The 15,184-nt window shown below is 64.3% G+C and carries 16 protein-coding genes; 7 read left to right on the top strand and 9 right to left on the bottom strand.

The genetic code is table 11. The features are described 5' to 3' along the window. Positions 1-158: 158 nt before the first annotated feature. Positions 159-614, top strand: a complete 456-nt coding sequence (gene azu / locus O987_RS01320) for an azurin (RefSeq protein WP_003059504.1) — start codon at positions 159-161, stop codon at positions 612-614. A 167-nt stretch (positions 615-781) separates the two neighbouring features. Here the strand turns inward: azu and O987_RS01315 are convergent, their stop codons facing one another. Further along, the gene (locus O987_RS01315; RefSeq protein ID WP_019042313.1) at positions 782-1,237 is read right to left on the bottom strand and encodes an Lrp/AsnC family transcriptional regulator; all 456 of its coding nucleotides are present in this window, start codon (positions 1,235-1,237) and stop codon (positions 782-784) included. A gap of 105 nt (positions 1,238-1,342) precedes the next feature. Here O987_RS01315 and O987_RS01310 point away from each other — a divergent pair, with 105 nt between their 5' ends. Then, complete coding sequence (locus O987_RS01310; protein WP_003059507.1) at positions 1,343-1,969, top strand: LysE family translocator; 627 nt, start codon at positions 1,343-1,345, stop codon at positions 1,967-1,969. A 172-nt stretch (positions 1,970-2,141) separates the two neighbouring features. Here the strand turns inward: O987_RS01310 and pntB are convergent, their stop codons facing one another. Then, positions 2,142-3,557: a Re/Si-specific NAD(P)(+) transhydrogenase subunit beta gene (pntB, locus tag O987_RS01305; protein WP_043370581.1), complete on the bottom strand. Its 1,416-nt coding sequence runs from the start codon at positions 3,555-3,557 to the stop codon at positions 2,142-2,144. A 27-nt stretch (positions 3,558-3,584) separates the two neighbouring features. Further along, complete coding sequence (locus O987_RS01300; RefSeq protein ID WP_235214235.1) at positions 3,585-5,249, bottom strand: Re/Si-specific NAD(P)(+) transhydrogenase subunit alpha; 1,665 nt, start codon at positions 5,247-5,249, stop codon at positions 3,585-3,587. 342 nt (positions 5,250-5,591) lie between these two features. Between O987_RS01300 and O987_RS01295 the strand changes: the two genes are divergently transcribed. The 3 genes from O987_RS01295 to O987_RS01285 all read left to right on the top strand — a co-directional run bounded on the left by O987_RS01295 (position 5,592) and on the right by O987_RS01285 (position 7,896). Continuing rightward, complete coding sequence (locus O987_RS01295) at positions 5,592-6,230, top strand: MBL fold metallo-hydrolase (RefSeq protein WP_043370580.1); 639 nt, start codon at positions 5,592-5,594, stop codon at positions 6,228-6,230. A gap of 92 nt (positions 6,231-6,322) precedes the next feature. Continuing rightward, positions 6,323-6,685, top strand: a complete 363-nt coding sequence (locus O987_RS29330) for a hypothetical protein (RefSeq protein ID WP_003059512.1) — start codon at positions 6,323-6,325, stop codon at positions 6,683-6,685. Positions 6,686-6,810: 125 nt separating this feature from the next. Further along, positions 6,811-7,896 carry a hypothetical protein gene (locus O987_RS01285; protein ID WP_043370578.1) on the top strand — a complete coding sequence of 362 codons (1,086 nt, stop codon included), beginning with the start codon at positions 6,811-6,813 and terminating at the stop codon, positions 7,894-7,896. On the opposite strand, the gene O987_RS01280 is transcribed toward O987_RS01285, so the two are convergent. Together O987_RS01280 and O987_RS01275 are read right to left on the bottom strand one after the other, a co-directional pair. Beyond that, positions 7,893-8,558 carry a pseudouridine synthase gene (locus O987_RS01280; RefSeq protein WP_003059515.1) on the bottom strand — a complete coding sequence of 222 codons (666 nt, stop codon included), beginning with the start codon at positions 8,556-8,558 and terminating at the stop codon, positions 7,893-7,895. The two genes, O987_RS01285 and O987_RS01280, sit on opposite strands and share 4 nt — an antisense overlap. 49 nt (positions 8,559-8,607) lie before the next feature. After that, positions 8,608-9,522 (bottom strand): LysR family transcriptional regulator, encoded by a 915-nt coding sequence (locus tag O987_RS01275; RefSeq protein WP_043370577.1) that lies wholly within the window; start codon positions 9,520-9,522, stop codon positions 8,608-8,610. Positions 9,523-9,599: 77 nt separating this feature from the next. Between O987_RS01275 and O987_RS01270 the strand changes: the two genes are divergently transcribed. Further along, a complete protein-coding gene (locus O987_RS01270; RefSeq protein WP_141567838.1) occupies positions 9,600-10,076 on the top strand; it encodes a CidA/LrgA family protein in 477 nt (158 codons plus the stop codon). Between the two features lie 3 nt (positions 10,077-10,079). Then, positions 10,080-10,775, top strand: coding sequence for an LrgB family protein (locus O987_RS01265; RefSeq protein WP_003059524.1), 696 nt, complete (start codon positions 10,080-10,082; stop codon positions 10,773-10,775). 36 nt (positions 10,776-10,811) lie between these two features. Here the strand turns inward: O987_RS01265 and O987_RS01260 are convergent, their stop codons facing one another. The 4 genes from O987_RS01260 to O987_RS01245 all read right to left on the bottom strand — a co-directional run bounded on the left by O987_RS01260 (position 10,812) and on the right by O987_RS01245 (position 15,150). Further along, a complete protein-coding gene (locus O987_RS01260) occupies positions 10,812-11,840 on the bottom strand; it encodes a cyclase family protein (protein WP_043370575.1) in 1,029 nt (342 codons plus the stop codon). A 60-nt stretch (positions 11,841-11,900) separates the two neighbouring features. Then, positions 11,901-12,593 (bottom strand): DsbA family oxidoreductase, encoded by a 693-nt coding sequence (locus tag O987_RS01255; RefSeq protein WP_043370573.1) that lies wholly within the window; start codon positions 12,591-12,593, stop codon positions 11,901-11,903. 92 nt (positions 12,594-12,685) lie between these two features. Continuing rightward, entirely contained in the window at positions 12,686-13,567 is an 882-nt protein-coding gene (locus O987_RS01250) for a LysR family transcriptional regulator (protein ID WP_003059533.1), read from the bottom strand. A gap of 134 nt (positions 13,568-13,701) precedes the next feature. Then, complete coding sequence (locus O987_RS01245) at positions 13,702-15,150, bottom strand: aldehyde dehydrogenase family protein (protein WP_043370571.1); 1,449 nt, start codon at positions 15,148-15,150, stop codon at positions 13,702-13,704. Positions 15,151-15,184 lie beyond the last annotated feature (34 nt).

Below are 15,184 nucleotides of genomic sequence, written 5' to 3'. Positions count from 1 at the left end.
CGGCGAATTGAGTTAGCGCAAGGTGCAACAGTACAACCCATGCGAGCATGAGTTGTACTGAGCCGGCTGGGCAGGTTTCCGAAAGAATGAACGGCGGAACCTGGAGGGCGACAAGGCCACAGCGGTTCCCGTTTCGCTTTTAGGAAAAGGAATAGCCAATGAAGAAGATTCTGATGACCCTGGCCCTGTGTGCAGCCGGTGCCCTGAGCGCACCCGCCATGGCGGCAGGCTGCGAAGCCGTCGTCGAGAGCAACGACGCCATGCAGTTCAATGTCAAAAGCATCGATGTGCCCAAGTCCTGCAAGAAGTTCAGCGTGACTCTCAAGCATGTGGGCAAGATGCCCAAGACGGCCATGGGCCACAACATCGTGGTCAGCACCGCAGCCGATATGCAGCCCGTGATCACCGACGGCATGGCCGCCGGCGCTGGCGCCGACTATGTGAAGGCCGGCGATGCACGCGTGCTGGCGCATTCCAAGCTCATCGGCGGCGGCGAGACCACCAAGTTCGATATCGACGTGGCCAAGCTCAAGGCTGGCACGGACTACGCCTTCTTCTGCAGCTTCCCCGGCCACTCGGCCCTCATGAAGGGTTCGCTCAAGCTGGGTTCCTGATCCGGAAATTCTATTTTTTTAGTAGCTGCTAGCGCTTTCTTTCAAAGGTTTTCAGATATATAAATACCTGAAAACCTTGATAAGAAAGCGCAATTAGCTTCTGAATCAATAGCAAATCTGACTGACCCAAAGCGCCTGTGACGAAAGTCACCGGCGCTTTTTCATGGCTACTCCATCGCGGAGGTCAGCGGTCTGTTGGTCACCACATGCTTCATGACCAGCGTGGAAGTCATGCGCAGCACGCCGGGCAGCCGGGTCAGGTGCTCATCATAGAGCCGCTGATAGGCCGGCAGATCCCGCACCACGACCTGCAGCAGGTAGTCCGGGTCGCCAAACAGGCGCTGGGCCTGCACCACATTGTCGAGCCGGGCCACCGCGTCCTCGAACGCGGGCACGGACTTGCTGTCCTTGAGCGTGACAAAGACCAGCGACGAAAAATCCAGCCCCAGTGCCACAGGGTCCAGCTCGGCGCGGTAGCCGCGAATCACGCCCGATTCCTCCAGCGCACGCACACGCCGGTGGCAGGGCGACAGGCTCAGGCCCACCTGCTCGGCCAGCTCGGTCACCGTGAGGCGGCCATTGTTTTCGAGCGCAGCAAGAATTTTTCGATCCAGCGAATTCACGTGGCAGTTTCTTCCAATTTCAAACCGATCAGCGGCGAATATTGAGAGCACATTCTCGCTCCTCTTCCATATTCTCTCGGTATCAACGCTTTTCGAGGGAATTTCGTGTCCTACGCCGCCTTGACCGCCTTCTGGGCCGTTTCCTTTCTTCTGGTGCTCACGCCCGGGGCCGACTGGGCCTATGTGATCTCGGCCGGTCTGCGCGGCCGGCGGCTGGTGCTGCCTGCCACGCTGGGCCTGGCCTGCGGCGCGCTGCTGGCCACGCTGGCGGTGGCTGCCGGCGTAGGCGCCCTGGTCGCACGCAACCCGGCCCTGCTGACCGCCTTGACGGCCACCGGCGCGCTTTATCTGGCCTGGCTGGGCGTGGGCCTGTGGCGCAGCCCGGCCGCCATCAGCCGTGCCGCAGATGCAGAGGCCGGAACGCGCTGGCACTGGACGGTCAAGGGAGCCAGCGTCAGCGGCCTCAATCCCAAACAGCTGTTGCTGCTGCTGGCCCTGCTACCGCAGTTTGTGCGGCCCGCCGAGGGCTGGCCGGTGTTTGCGCAGATCATGGTGCTGGGCGCCGTCCATGCGGCCAGCTGTGCCGTGGTCTACTTCGGCGTGGGCTGGGGCTCGCAAAGCGTGCTGCGCTCGCGCCCCGCAGCCGCGCTGGCCGTCTCGCGCCTGTCGGGCACGCTGATGCTGGTGATTGCCGCCGTGCTGCTGGGCGAGATCGCCGTCCCGCATCTCTGAAAGACAAAATGCCTGCGGCCGAACACCGCAGGCATTTCAGGGACAGACCCAGGCTGCAAGCCCCGCACGCAGGGCAGGAGCCGCCTCGCGGCGGGGACGCCCGGCACAGGATGGCCTCCTCCCGCATTGCATGGCTGCAGAGGATCGCATCAGGGGCAGTCGCCCCATTTCATCAGCTCTTCAGCGCTCCCAGCACCTCGTCGAGCATCTTCTTGGCATCGCCGAACAGCATGCGGTTGTTGTCCTTGTAGAACAGCGGATTGTCCACGCCTGCATAGCCGGAGGCCATGGAGCGCTTCATCACGATGGAGGTCTTGGCCTTCCACACTTCCAGCACCGGCATGCCGGCGATGGGACTGTCAGGGTCGTCCTGAGCCGCGGGGTTCACGATGTCGTTCGCGCCGATGACGATGGCCACATCGGTCTCGGGGAAGTCTTCGTTGATCTCGTCCATCTCCATCACGATGTCGTAAGGCACCTTGGCCTCGGCCAGCAGCACGTTCATGTGACCGGGCATGCGGCCCGCCACCGGATGGATGGCAAAGCGCACAGCGACGCCTTTTTCGCGCAGGGTCCTGGTGATTTCGTTGACCGTGTGCTGGGCCTGGGCCACGGCCATGCCGTAGCCGGGCACGATGATGGCGCTCTTGGCTTCGCGCAGCAGCTCGGCCGTCTCGGCCGCGCTGACGGGCGCCACTTCGCCCTGGGGCTCGGCAGCCGCAGCGGCACCGCCCTTCCTGGCCGGCGCGCCGGAGCCGAAGCCGCCCGCAATCACGCTTATGAAGTTGCGATTCATGGCCTGGCACATGATGTAGCTCAGGATGGCACCCGAAGAGCCCACCAGCGCGCCCGTGACGATCAGCAGGTCATTGCCCAGCATGAAGCCGGTGGCCGCCGCCGCCCAGCCCGAGTAGCTGTTGAGCATGGAGACCACCACGGGCATGTCGGCGCCACCGATGGCCATGACCATGTGCACGCCGAACAGCAGCGCAATGGTGGTCATCACGACCAGCGGCAACATGCCGTCAGCCACGGTTTCGGCATGCAGAAACTCGCGGCCGAACCAGATCACCACCAGCAGCGCGAGCAGATTGAGCCAGTGGCGTGCGGGCAGCAGCAGCGGCTTGCCGCCTATCCTGCCGTTGAGCTTGCCGAAGGCAATCAGCGAGCCCGAGAAGGTGACCGCACCGATCAGGATGCCCACGTAGATTTCCACCTCGTGAATGGCTTTTTCTGCGCCAGCGAGCTGGATGGAGGTATCGACATAGCTGGCAAAGCCCACCAGACATGCCGCCAGACCGACCAGGCTGTGCATGAGGGCGACCAGCTCGGGCATCTGGGTCATCTTGACGACCCTGGCCGCATACAGGCCGATACCACCGCCGAGCACCAGCGCGCCGACGATCCAGGCGATGCCGCCGGCATCGACACGCGGGCCGAACACAGTGGCCATCACGGCCAGCGCCATGCCGACCATGCCGAACAGATTGCCGCGGCGCGAGGTTTCGGGGTTCGACAGGCCGCCGAGGCTGAGGATGAACAAAATGGCAGCCCCCAGATAGGCTACCGTTGCGAGACTTTGGGACATGGTGTTTCTCTCTTGTGCTCGTTCTTCTTATTTGCGGAACATGGCCAGCATGCGGCGTGTCACGGCAAAGCCGCCAAACATATTGACTGCAGTCAACACAAGCGCGGCAAAGGCCAGCCAGCGAATCAGTTCATCCGGACGGCCCGTGCCTGCCGTGCCCGGCGGCGCAATCTGCACCAGCGCGCCAATGGCGATGATGCTGGAGATGGCGTTCGTCACGCTCATCAGCGGCGTGTGCAGTGCAGGCGTCACATTCCACACCACCATGTAGCCGATGAAACAGGCCAGCACGAACACCGTGAAGTGCCCCAGGAAGGCCGCTGGCGCATAGGCGCCGATGAACCAGAAGGCCACGGCAGCAATCGCAAAAATAATGGCCAAGGTCTTGGCCGGCAGCGGTCCGGCAGCGCCGTGGCCATGGCCGCCTTTCTTCTGCTCCACCACCGCCGCAGCGGGCTTGGGGGCTGGCTTGGGTGCCTGGGCAATGGGCGGAGCAGGCCAGGTGATTTCGCCGTCCTTGACAACCGTCAGGCCTCGAATCGCATCGTCCTCCATATTCACCACGGCCACGCCATCCTTGGCCTTGCACAGCTCTTCCGTCAGGCGCAGCAGATTGGTCGCATACAGCGTTGACGACTGCTTGGCCAGGCGCGATGCGAGGTCGGTGTAGCCGATGATGGTCACGCCGTGGCGCACCACGGCCTCATTGGGCACGGTCAGCTCGCAGTTGCCGCCCTGCTCGGCCGCCATGTCGACGATCACGCTGCCGGGCTTCATGCTCTGCACCATCTCGGCCGTGATCAGCTTGGGCGCCGGTTTTCCGGGAATCAGCGCGGTGGTGATGATGATGTCGGCCTCCCTGGCCTGCTGGGCATACATCTGGCGCTGCGCGGCCTGGAAGCCCTCGCTCATCACCTTGGCATAGCCACCGCCGCCAGCACCGTCTTCTTCGTAATCGACCTTGACGAACTCGCCGCCCAGCGAAGTGACCTGATCGGCCACCTCGGCACGCGTGTCATTGGCGCGCACGATGGCGCCCAGGTTGGCGGCCGTGCCGATGGCCGACAGGCCGGCCACGCCAGCGCCAGCAATGAAGACCTTGGCGGGTGGTACCTTGCCTGCCGCCGTGATCTGGCCATTGAAATAGCGACCAAAGGCGTTGGCGGCCTCGATCACGGCGCGGTAGCCAGAGACGCCAGCCATCGAAGTCAGCGCATCCATCTTCTGCGCGCGGCTAAGCGTGCGGGGCAGCGCATCGATCGCCAGCACAGTCACTTTCCGGGCCTCCAGCTGCTGCATCAGGTCGGGGTTCTGGGCCGGCCAGATGAAGTCGATCAGGATCTGGCCTTCGCGCATCAAGGCTACCTCCTCCTGAGTGGGCGGCCTCACCTTGAAGATGATGTCGGCGCCAGCCCAGAGCGCTGCGGCCGTGGGCAGGACTTCGGCCCCCGCGGCCCGGTAGGCCTCGTCGCTGAAGTTGGCGGCATCGCCAGCGCCCGATTCGATGGCGACCGAAAAACCCAGCTTGACGAGTTTTTCAACCACATCGGGTACGGTGGCCACACGCTTTTCCAGCGGAAATGTTTCCCGCGGGATGCCGATGCGTTGGGCGCCAGAGCGTTGGGCGCCAGAGCGCTGGGCGTCACCACGCTGGGCGTCAGCGCCGCTCGGCTGGTTGGAAGAGGTAGACATGCAGAGTCTCCTGGAGTTTGAAAACGGTTTTCCTCCAGACCGACCCGTCCCCTGCCATTCCTGCCCGTGGGAGGAACTTGTATTGCATGGGCATGGGCACGGCCTGAACGATCTTGAAACTGTGTCGGGCCGCTTCCCATGAAGCGACTGCCCGCTGCCTTGCAGCACAAATACGTTTTAGCAGCCCGCACCAAAATGGGGCACTCGCATCCATGCTAGCTCAAATGAGGGATGACGCCAGAATCTGAGCGGGCATTTTTGATGCGCGTGTCATGCCGTGTCATGCTTGCGGGGTTCGCTGACCGCGAGACTACGCAAACGCCCGAAAAATACAAGTCACCCATGTTGCAATATCACACCGTCCCCGTCACCGCCTTTCAACAGAACTGCTCTCTCGTCTGGTGCGACCAGACCATGGATGCGGCCGTCATCGACCCCGGTGGTGATATCGAGCAGATCGAGTGGGAGGCGGAGCGCCTGGGCCTGAATCTCAAGGCCATCTGGATCACCCACGCCCATATCGACCATGCCGGAGGCACCAGCGAGCTGGCGGCCAAGCACGCCTTGCCCATCATCGGCCCGCATGAGGGCGATCAATTCTGGATCGACGGCCTGCCCCAGCAAGGCGCCATGTTCGGCTTTCCCCACTCCGACCCCTTTGTGCCCACGCGCTGGCTGCATGACGGCGACACCGTGACCATCGGCCAGGAAACGCTGAACGTGCGCCACTGCCCCGGCCACACGCCCGGCCATGTGGTCTTCCACTCGCCGCAGATCGACCGCGCCTTTGTCGGCGATGTGCTGTTTGCCGGCAGCATAGGCCGCACGGACTTCCCCCAGGGCAACCATCAGCAGCTGATCGACTCCATCGTGCAGCGTCTGTGGCCCATGGGCGACCAGACGATCTTCATCCCCGGCCATGGCCCAGAAAGCAGCTTCGGCCGCGAGCGCAAGCTGAACCCTTATGTCAGCGGGACCTGAAGCCTGACGGCCGACGCTTGCGGGATCGGGTCTTCCGTAGCAGCATGCGCTTGTCACGCCTTGTGACATCACATCTGTTGGAGGGAGTTCGTATGCGCAATTTATGGAAAATTTGCCTGGCTTCAGCCCTGGTCAGCGGCACATTGCCCAGCCTGGCCCAGGCTCCGGCAGCAGCTCCTGCTGCTCCGGCCGCCAAAACAGCCCCCATGCCCGCTAAGCCGGCGGCAGCACCAGCCGCGAAGGCGGCACCGGCACCAGGGGCTGCAGGCGCCAAGCCGGCCACGACCGCAGCACCTGGCGGCGGGGCAGGCAAGGTCTGGGCCAATGAGGACAGCAAGATCTATCACTGCCCCGGCACCCGTTTCTACGGTACGACCAAGAACGGCAAGTACATGAGCGAAGCCGATGCCAAGGCCGCCGGCATGCACGGCGCCAACAACAAAAGCTGCAGCTGATCCCGCAGCCTGCAAGCATCGCGCTGACCTGCGTTTGCAGGCAGCGCTTTTTTTCATGTAGAACAGACTCAAACGCCTGCCTATCAATCGCAAGCAGCTATCAATTTAAAAGGACAATCGCGGGCATGAACTGGCTGGTCGGACTGGTTTTCTTGTTGCTGGCAGCCTTGCTGCTATGGGCTTTTTCGGCGCTGCTCATCAGCATGCTCGCCGGCCTGGCGGTCAGCGCCCTGCTATGGCAGCCGCTGCGCCGGTGGCGCCACAGGCAATGGCTACACAAGCTCGAACAAAACCCGGCCCTCGATCTCCAGCAGCAGGCCCCTGGAGCCCTGTTTTATCTGCTGTCCGCAGCCGTGGTGCTGCTGGGATGCGCCGCCGCGCTGACCACCCTGATTCATCTTCCCGACCGCCTTTACTCGCCCGAGCAGCTTTCTCTGGTCTGTGGTCTGGTATTTGCCATCAGTCTTGCAACGCTCATCAAGCTGAGCGGCAATCTCGTCAGCCTGGGCGAGGATGCCGCTGCCGCCGCCGAGATCCGGGCGGCCTGGTCACTGGCGACAGGCATTGTGCCCATGTTGTGCGTGGTCACCCTGATTTTCTTCGTACCGCATACGGCAGGCTGGATGGTCTGGCGCGAGCAATGGCGGGGCTATGACAGCACGCGGCTGCGCATCCCCCTGAGGCATCACAATGCCGAGCAGCAGCAGGCCTTGCTGCAACTGGTGCGCCCATTGCTGGAGCAAGGCAGCCGCGTCCTCAGTCACCGTGCCCGCTCGCGCAGCGGCAGCAGCTATACCCTCAGCGCTGCGCTACCCGCACGCTATCGTTTTCATGGGGATGCGCTGGAGCTGCAACTGGCGGGTCTGATGCCCCAGGAACAGCTCAATATGCACCTGCAGGCCCTGGTTTCCGTGGTGCAAGGAGAAGTCGGCAGCCTGCCACTGGCCTATGCCCAGTGCCAACCATCCCCCGATTGGTGGGGCAGGCAGCGCTTTCTCGGACGCGGCCAGCAAGCCATGCAATCGCTGCGCGACTGCGTGCGGACTCGCCAGTCCGAACTGAATCCCGCTCTTGCAGTACTGCAGGGCAATCTGCAGGAGGTGCAAGTGGGCTGGATTCGCTTTCGCCCCTGGCCGGCTCTGCCGCGCTGGCAGGCATTTGCCCTGCCCGAAGATGAAGATGAGCTGCAGCGGCTCGATACCTTGCGCTAAACGACCGGCAGCACATCCAGCCACTGGCCGGGCTCCAGCCCTTCGATCGAGTAAGGCCCCACGGCCATGCGCACCAGGCGCAGCGTGGGATGGCCGACGGCAGCGGTCATGCGGCGCACCTGGCGGTTCTTGCCCTCGCGGATGATGAGCTCGATCCAGCAATCGGGAATGTTCTGGCGCACGCGAATCGGCGGGTTGCGCGGCCACATGCTGGGCTGGGGTTCTATCAGGCGGGCCCTCGCGGGCAGGGTCTTGCCGTCGCTCAATTCGACGCCGTCGCGCAGGCGCTGCAGCGCGGCTTCGTCGGGCACGCCTTCGACCTGCACCCAGTAGGTCTTCTCCATCTTGTGGCGCGGATCGGCAATGCGAGCCTGCAACTGGCCGTCATTGGTCAGCAGCAGCAGGCCTTCGCTGTCGGCATCGAGCCGGCCCGCCACATAGACACCGGGCGCATCGATCCAGTCCTTGAGGCCCTGCCATTTGCCCTCGGGCGTGAACTGGCTCAGCACCCCATAGGGCTTGTGAAAGCACAGCAGGCGCGTGACCTCGGGCCGGGGCGCGGGCTGGCGCACCGCAGTGCTGCGGCGCAAGTTGCTGGAGCGATGGGAAGAGAACGGGCGAGGCATGGCTGCGAGCTTAGCAACAAAGGCCGGGACTGACATCAAGCATCAAAAAGCCTTGCATCGCTTACTGGACATAAGAATACAGCTATCAGTTTTGAAAATCCGGAAAAGCCGCCCCCAGCAGCGGCTGTGGATACACCTCACGCACGCAGTTCAGCCAGGCCTGGGCCGCGCGCGACAGATAGCCGGGCCGCCACATCAGCGCCACATCCCAGGGGATCTCTGGCTCCACCAGGGGTCGGCTGGCCACGCGCTGCGGGTCGTAGCGCGCGATGACATGCTCGAACATCACGGCCACACCCACCTGGGCCGCGACCAGATGGCCGATGAAGTCCCAGTAGCGCGTCTGCAGCTTGACCTGGGGCGTGAAGCCCGCCGCCTCGCATTGCTGCAGCACATGCTCGTGCAGTGCAAAGTCCGAGGTATAGAGCACAAACGGCAGGTCGCGCAGATCGCTCCAGCGCATGGGCTGGCCGGGGTCAGCCACCTGCTGGGCAGGCAGCACCACGCGCGTCTTCTGGCGCGCCACCGTGTAGCGCTCCAGCGCCGGATCGGGGGCCGCGAACAGGCCCAGCGCCATGTCCAGCTTGCCTTCCTGGATCAGCTGGTACTGGGCGCGCGCGCCCTGCTCGTTGACCTGCAGATTCACGCCTGGATAGCGCTGCTGGAACAGTGCGATCACCGGCGCCATGTAGTGCCCCGTGGTGGGCATGATGCCCAGGGACAGCTCGCCGCGCGTGATGTGGTCCACCTCGGCCACCTGACGGCGCAGCAGCTGGGCCTGCTCCAGAATCTCCAGTCCGCGGTCATAGACCACCTGACCTGCGTCGGTCAGCTGCACGCCCCGGCCTTCGCGCAGCAGCAGACGGCCACCGAATTCGTCCTCCAGCGCCTTGACCATCTTGCTGATGGTGGGCTGGGTCACGTGCAAGGCGTCAGCCGCGCGGGTAAAGCCGTTCTGGCGCACAACCTCGATGAAGTAACGCAGGGCACGCAGGTCCATGACAATTCCTTTTACGCATGGAAAAAATGAGAATAAGTCATTTTATGAATATAGGTGAAAACCCTAGAATCTCATCCATGTCACAGATTCCGGAAGCTGCCACCCCTCGCGCCCAGGGCGGCAGCCATTCTTTTGCCCAGACTCTCTTGCAACTACTCAAGGCCGTGCTGCAAGTGTGCCTGCTCAGCGCTATCTGGATTGCCATGGATGTGCTGCGCCAGCATTTCGGCTGGAGCATGCCGGCCGGCCTGATCGGTTTCGGCCTGCTGGCCGTGGGGCTGTTCTCGGGCCTGGTCAAGGCGCGCTGGCTGCAAGGCGGCACCAACTGGCTGCTGGCCGAGATGCTGCTGTTCTTTGTGCCCGCCATGCTGGTGGTCACCGAATACCCCGATCTGATCCGTCATCAGGGCCTGCGCATCCTGGCCGTCATCGTGGCCAGCACGGCCTGTGTGATGGGAGTGACCGCGCTGGCGGTCGATCGCGTCTACCGCTTCGAGCTGTGGCTGGCAAGGCGCAAGTCCAGCCGCGATGCCCCGGCCCTGGATGAGGAGTAAGCCATGCTGTCGAATGAAGTCATCGGCCTGCTGTCGCTGCTGGCCACCGTGGCCTGTTACTGGGTCAACAAGCGCCTTTATCGCAAGCATCCCCACCCGTTGCTGATGCCCATAGTCGCCACCCCCATGGTGCTGATCGGCCTGTCGCTGCTGACCCATGTCAGCTACCCGCAGTACATCGCCCAGACACACTGGCTGGTCTGGCTGCTGGGCCCCACCACGGTGGCATTTGCACTGCCGCTGTACGAGAACCGCAAGCTGCTGCGCAAGCACTGGATGTCGATAGCCACCGGCGTGGTCGTGGCCAGCCTGGTCTCCATCTCCACCACCATTGCGTTTGCCGATATGTTCGGCTTGTCCGAGGCGCTGCAAAAAGGCCTGGCCGTGCGCAGCATCACGACACCGTTTGCGATCGAGGCCGAGAAAGTGCTGGGCGGCCCCACCGATCTGGCGGCGCTGTTCGTTCTGCTGACCGGTGTCAGTGCCATGCTGCTGGGCGAGACCGTGCTGCGTGTGCTGCCCCGCATCCGCAGCAAGCTGGCCACGGGCGCCAGCTGGGGCGGAGCCGCCCATGGCAGCGGCGTCGCCCGCGCGCGCCAGGCCGGCGAGGTGCAGGCCGTGATGGCATCGCTGGTGATGATGATTGCCGGTGCCGTCAACGTGCTGGCTGCACCCTGGGTGCGCACATTGTTTTTCTGAGCGGCGCCCGGGGACTGGCCTCGGCAAGCGCCGCTCTCAGCGCACCGGAATGGCGATCGGGCGCAGCGGCGCGGCGTCGCCGCCGCGGATCTTGAGCGGCCCTCCTATGAAGGCGAACTCATAGACCTTGTCGCGCGAGAGTGCGTCCAGGGCCACCAGCTCCATGATGGGTATGCCCTGCTGGGCCAGCAGATAGCTGTGCAGCGGCACATAGTCGTCGTCCACCTCGGAGGGGAAGGTCTCCAGGCTCAGATTGTCGGCGCCGATGATCATGGCACCCGCATCCTCGGCCAGAAAGCGGGCCGCATCCAGGCCCAGCCCTGGCGGCTTGGCCATATAAGCCTGGGGCTGCTCGTAGAGCTTCATGCGGCCCGTGCGAATCAGCACGATATCGCCCTTTTGCAGCGTCACGTTCTGGCGGGCCAGCGCCTCGCTGAGGTCCTGGCGCGTGATCCGGTACTGGTCGGGCAGCATGTCCAGGCCCTTGGCCGCAGCCACGTCAATCAGCACGCCGCGCGCCACCAGTGGCGGGAATTTCTCTATGCCCGTGCGCTGCCAGCCGCGGTCGCCCAGATGCTCGTCGGCGCTGAAGCCGTTCCAGATCCTGCCGCGTATGCCGAAGTGGTTGAGTGCGTCGATGTGCGTGCCGGTATGGCTGTACATGGAGAACGCCGTGCCCGTGTAGCTGCGCGTGGTGTTCATGTTCTTGCCCACGTTCATGGGGTCGTCCACCACGGTACCGCGTGGCGTGTGGGTCATCCAGAACTGGTAGTGCGGATCGCCGGCGTCCTGCCAGCTGGGCATGCCCACGTAGTACTCGGTCGCGAGGTCATAGACCTGGCCACCTGCGATGCGCTGCAGGATGGCAGCGCGCGAGGCTGGCGTGATCAGGTTCAGGCGGCCGATCTCGTCACCTGGCCCCCAGGGGCTGCGGCCCACGTCCTGGCCGGCACCGGCTGGGAGCGTGTGGCCACCGTGGCCATGAGCCAGGCCGGAAAACGCTGCAGCCATCGCGAGCAACAGGGAGGGCAAGCGCTGGACACGGGCGCGGAAAGAGAAGTACATGAGTGTTTCCTAGGAAGCTGTGCACCTTGCGGCGCAAGTGAGAAAGTGAGAGGAAATGGCTTAGCCCACCAGGGTGCGCAGCCGCTCGCGCAGCAGGTCCAGGGGCAGGGTCTGCAGCGTGGGCAGACCCGGAGCGATGACGCTGGGAATGCTGCGCAGGCCCAGGTGCTGAGCCAGTGCGAGGTCCTGGCGGACCAGGTTCAAGGCCTCGGCACTTTCCATGCAGCGTGCAAAAGCATTGCGCTCGAAGCCGGTGTGCGTAGCGATGTCCAGCAGCACCTCGGCATCGCCTATGTTGCGATGGGCACTCATATGGGCGTGCTGTATGGCATCGAACAGATTCCAGTGAGCCTCGTCGCCCTCCAGCAGCTGGGCCGCCTGGCAGGCCAGTGCGCCGGCCAGGCCGCTGGGGTACTCGAAGCTTTCGCGGCGCATGCCTTCGATGTCGATGCGCTGGGTGTCGTCATGCTGCGCGCAGGCCTCCCAGTGCCCGAGAATGGTTTGCTTGGCCTGCTCCATGGAGCCAAACCTGGCCACCATTTCGGCGCGGGAAGCTTGCAGCACAAAGCTGCGCTGACGTACGCGCAAGCCCAGCTCGCCTGCCACTTGGCGCAGGCGCGGCGACATCACATAGCACCAGCCACAGACCACGTCGTGGAAGAAATCGAGGATGGGGGGCGGCAGCGGGCCGGAGGCGAGATGGGCTGCGGGCTGCGCGGGCGAAGCGCAGGCAAAATCATGGCATTGCGTCATGCTTGTGTCCTTCATGGCTGATGGACCGCAAGCGTAGGGCGCAGGCCTCGCAGGAGTAAGAGGCCTGCGCTTGAGAGACTCTTAATCCGGCGTCAAGAATCGCCGCCCATGGCCGCAGGCAGCTCTTCTGCCAGAAAGTCCACAAAGGCGCGCACTTTGGGCAGCAGGTGACGTTGCGTCGGGTAGACCACATAGACATGGCGTGGCGGCTCTGCCCAGTCTTGCAGGCTCAATGCCTCCAGCTGGCCCTGGGCGATGGCGGGCCGGGCCAGAAAGGACGGCAGTGCACCGATGCCGAGGCCAGCCTCCAACAACTCACGCAACATAAGACTGTTGTTGACGCTGGCACGAGCTTCGCTCGGAACTTGCAAGCCATCGTCGGCCTGTGCCAGGCTGTAATTCAGCAGCGCATGGTCGCGGAGCTCGGCTGTGCTGGCCGGGCGGCCGTGTTGCTGCAGATAGGCCGGTGACGCACACAGCATCTGCGACAGCGAGGCCAGGCGCCGCGCAATCAGCGAGGAATCCGCGAGCTCGGCGCTCAGGCGTATGGAGACATCAAAGCCCTGACCCACGGCGTCCACCAGCCGGTCTTCCATGGACAGATCGAGCTGCAACAGCGGGTGGCGCTGCATGAAGCGCGCCAGCAGCGGCGCCAGCGTGCTCAGCGCAAACGACAGCGGCGCGTTCACACGCAGACGCCCCATGACCTGCCCGGACTGCGCACGCACCGATTGCTCCAGCATGTCAAAGCCATCGAGCAGCCGGCAGCATTCGGCATAGTAGGCCCGGCCGGTATCGGTCAGGCTCATGCGGCGCGTGGTGCGCTGGATCAGCACCGCACCCAGCTGTGCCTCCAGCGCGCGCAACTGCTTGCTGAGGGCCGCCGAGGAAAGATCGAGTGCATCGGCAGCCCTGGCAATGCTGCCCAGTTCGACAATGCGCCTGAAGGCGCGCAAAGGGGTGAGCGAATCCATGGAAGAGAAGAGCGAAAAACTGGGCCGCAGCGTAGCAGCTTTCGCAGCAGGGCCGACGCAACCGGGGCGGGCTCGCTCTTCTTCTGAAACATGGACGGCTCAAGCCCTGCCGCGGGCTCGAGCGGTCCCAATCATCACGCCAGCGTATAGGCCGTCTTCACCGTGGTGTAGAACTCCTGGGCATAGCGGCCCTGCTCGCGCGGGCCGTAGCTGCTGCCCTTGCGACCGCCGAACGGCACGTGATAGTCCACGCCCGCCGTGGGCAGGTTGACCATGACCATGCCGGCCTGGCTGTGGCGCTTGAAGTGCGTGGCGTACTTGAGGCTGGTGGTCGCAATGCCGGCCGACAGGCCGAACGGCGTGTCGTTGGCCATGGCCAGGGCTTCTTCGTAGTCCTTGACGCGGATCACGCTGGCCACGGGGCCGAAGACTTCTTCGCGGTTGATGCGCATGCCGGCTTCGGTGTCCACGAACAGCGTGGGCGCCATGTAGAAACCATCCTTGCCGCTGCCCGTGTGGCAGGCCACGCGGGCGCCGCCAGCGGCCAGGCGCGCGCCTTCGGCCTTGGCGATTTCCACATAGCTCAGATCCTGCTCCAGCTGGGCCTGGCTGACCACGGGGCCCATGTCGGTGCCGGCGGCGCGTGCGTCACCGACCTTGATTTGGGCCATGCGCGCCTGCAGGGCCTCGATGAAGGCCGGGTAGATCCTGTCGGTCACGATCAGGCGGCTCGATGCCGTGCAGCGCTGGCCGCTGGAGTAGAAGCCGCTCTGGGCCGACAGTTCCACGGCCTGGTTCAGGTCGGCATCGTCCAGCACGATCTGGGGATTCTTGCCGCCCATTTCCAGCTGCACCTTCTTGCCGCTTTTCACGCAGGCTTCGGCAATGCCGCGGCCCACGCCCGTCGAGCCCGTGAAGCTGATCGCCGCCACATCGGCGTGGTTGACCAGGGCTTCACCGATCACGCGGCCGCGGCCCATGACCAGGTTGAAGACACCGGCGGGGATGCCAGAGCGGTGGATGATGTCGGCCAGGGCCCAGGCACTGCCGGGCACCAGGTCGGCGGGCTTGAGCACCACGCAGCAGCCGTTGGCCAGGGCCGGAGCGATCTTCCAGGCGGGGATGGCGATGGGGAAGTTCCAGGGCGTGATCAGGCCGACCACACCGATGGGCTCGCGCGTGATTTCCACGCCGATGCCGGGGCGCACCGAAGGCACGGTCTCGCCCGTCAGGCGCAGGCATTCGCCGGCAAAGAACTTGAAGATCTGGCCGGCGCGGCCGACTTCGCCAATGGCTTCGGGCAGGGTCTTGCCTTCTTCGCGGGCCAGCAGCTCGCCGAGCTCCGCCTTGCGCGCCAGGATTTCCGTGCCGATCTTGTCCAGGGCGTCGGAGCGCGCCTGGATGCCCGAGGTAGACCAGACTGGGAAAGCGGCAGCGGCGGCGGCCACGGCGGCCTGCACGTCCTCGGCACCGCCCTGGGCGTACTCGCCGATCACATCGGACAGATCGCTGGGGTTGGTGTTGGGGCTGTAGGTGGTGGCGGCCGTCCATTGGCCGTTGATGAGGTTGTCGTAGCGGGACATGAAATGCTCCAAAAGAGAGATTCGATAAAAGAGG

The sequence above is a fragment of the Comamonas testosteroni TK102 genome, from assembly GCF_000739375.1.
GTDB classification, from domain to species: Bacteria; Pseudomonadota; Gammaproteobacteria; order Burkholderiales; family Burkholderiaceae_C; genus Comamonas; species Comamonas brasiliensis.
The sequence above is the reverse complement of the archived record's forward strand: the minus strand, read 5'-3'. Positions and strand labels throughout refer to the sequence as shown.

Excerpts from the sequence above, each read along its gene's own strand:
- O987_RS01275 (WP_043370577.1), bottom strand. The coding sequence starts at position 9,522 with ATGGACCTGCGTGCCCTGCGTTACTTCATCGAGGTTGTGCGCCAGAAC.
- pntB (WP_043370581.1), bottom strand. The coding sequence starts at position 3,557 with ATGTCCCAAAGTCTCGCAACGGTAGCCTATCTGGGGGCTGCCATTTTG.
- O987_RS29330 (WP_003059512.1), top strand. The coding sequence starts at position 6,323 with ATGCGCAATTTATGGAAAATTTGCCTGGCTTCAGCCCTGGTCAGCGGC.
- O987_RS01245 (WP_043370571.1), bottom strand. The coding sequence starts at position 15,150 with ATGTCCCGCTACGACAACCTCATCAACGGCCAATGGACGGCCGCCACC.
- O987_RS01285 (WP_043370578.1), top strand. The coding sequence starts at position 6,811 with ATGAACTGGCTGGTCGGACTGGTTTTCTTGTTGCTGGCAGCCTTGCTG.
- O987_RS01255 (WP_043370573.1), bottom strand. The coding sequence starts at position 12,593 with ATGACGCAATGCCATGATTTTGCCTGCGCTTCGCCCGCGCAGCCCGCA.
- O987_RS01280 (WP_003059515.1), bottom strand. The coding sequence starts at position 8,558 with ATGTCAGTCCCGGCCTTTGTTGCTAAGCTCGCAGCCATGCCTCGCCCG.
- O987_RS01300 (WP_235214235.1), bottom strand. The coding sequence starts at position 5,249 with ATGTCTACCTCTTCCAACCAGCCGAGCGGCGCTGACGCCCAGCGTGGT.
- O987_RS01260 (WP_043370575.1), bottom strand. The coding sequence starts at position 11,840 with ATGTACTTCTCTTTCCGCGCCCGTGTCCAGCGCTTGCCCTCCCTGTTG.
- O987_RS01295 (WP_043370580.1), top strand. The coding sequence starts at position 5,592 with ATGTTGCAATATCACACCGTCCCCGTCACCGCCTTTCAACAGAACTGC.
- O987_RS01270 (WP_141567838.1), top strand. The coding sequence starts at position 9,600 with ATGTCACAGATTCCGGAAGCTGCCACCCCTCGCGCCCAGGGCGGCAGC.
- azu (WP_003059504.1), top strand. The coding sequence starts at position 159 with ATGAAGAAGATTCTGATGACCCTGGCCCTGTGTGCAGCCGGTGCCCTG.
- O987_RS01250 (WP_003059533.1), bottom strand. The coding sequence starts at position 13,567 with ATGGATTCGCTCACCCCTTTGCGCGCCTTCAGGCGCATTGTCGAACTG.
- O987_RS01265 (WP_003059524.1), top strand. The coding sequence starts at position 10,080 with ATGCTGTCGAATGAAGTCATCGGCCTGCTGTCGCTGCTGGCCACCGTG.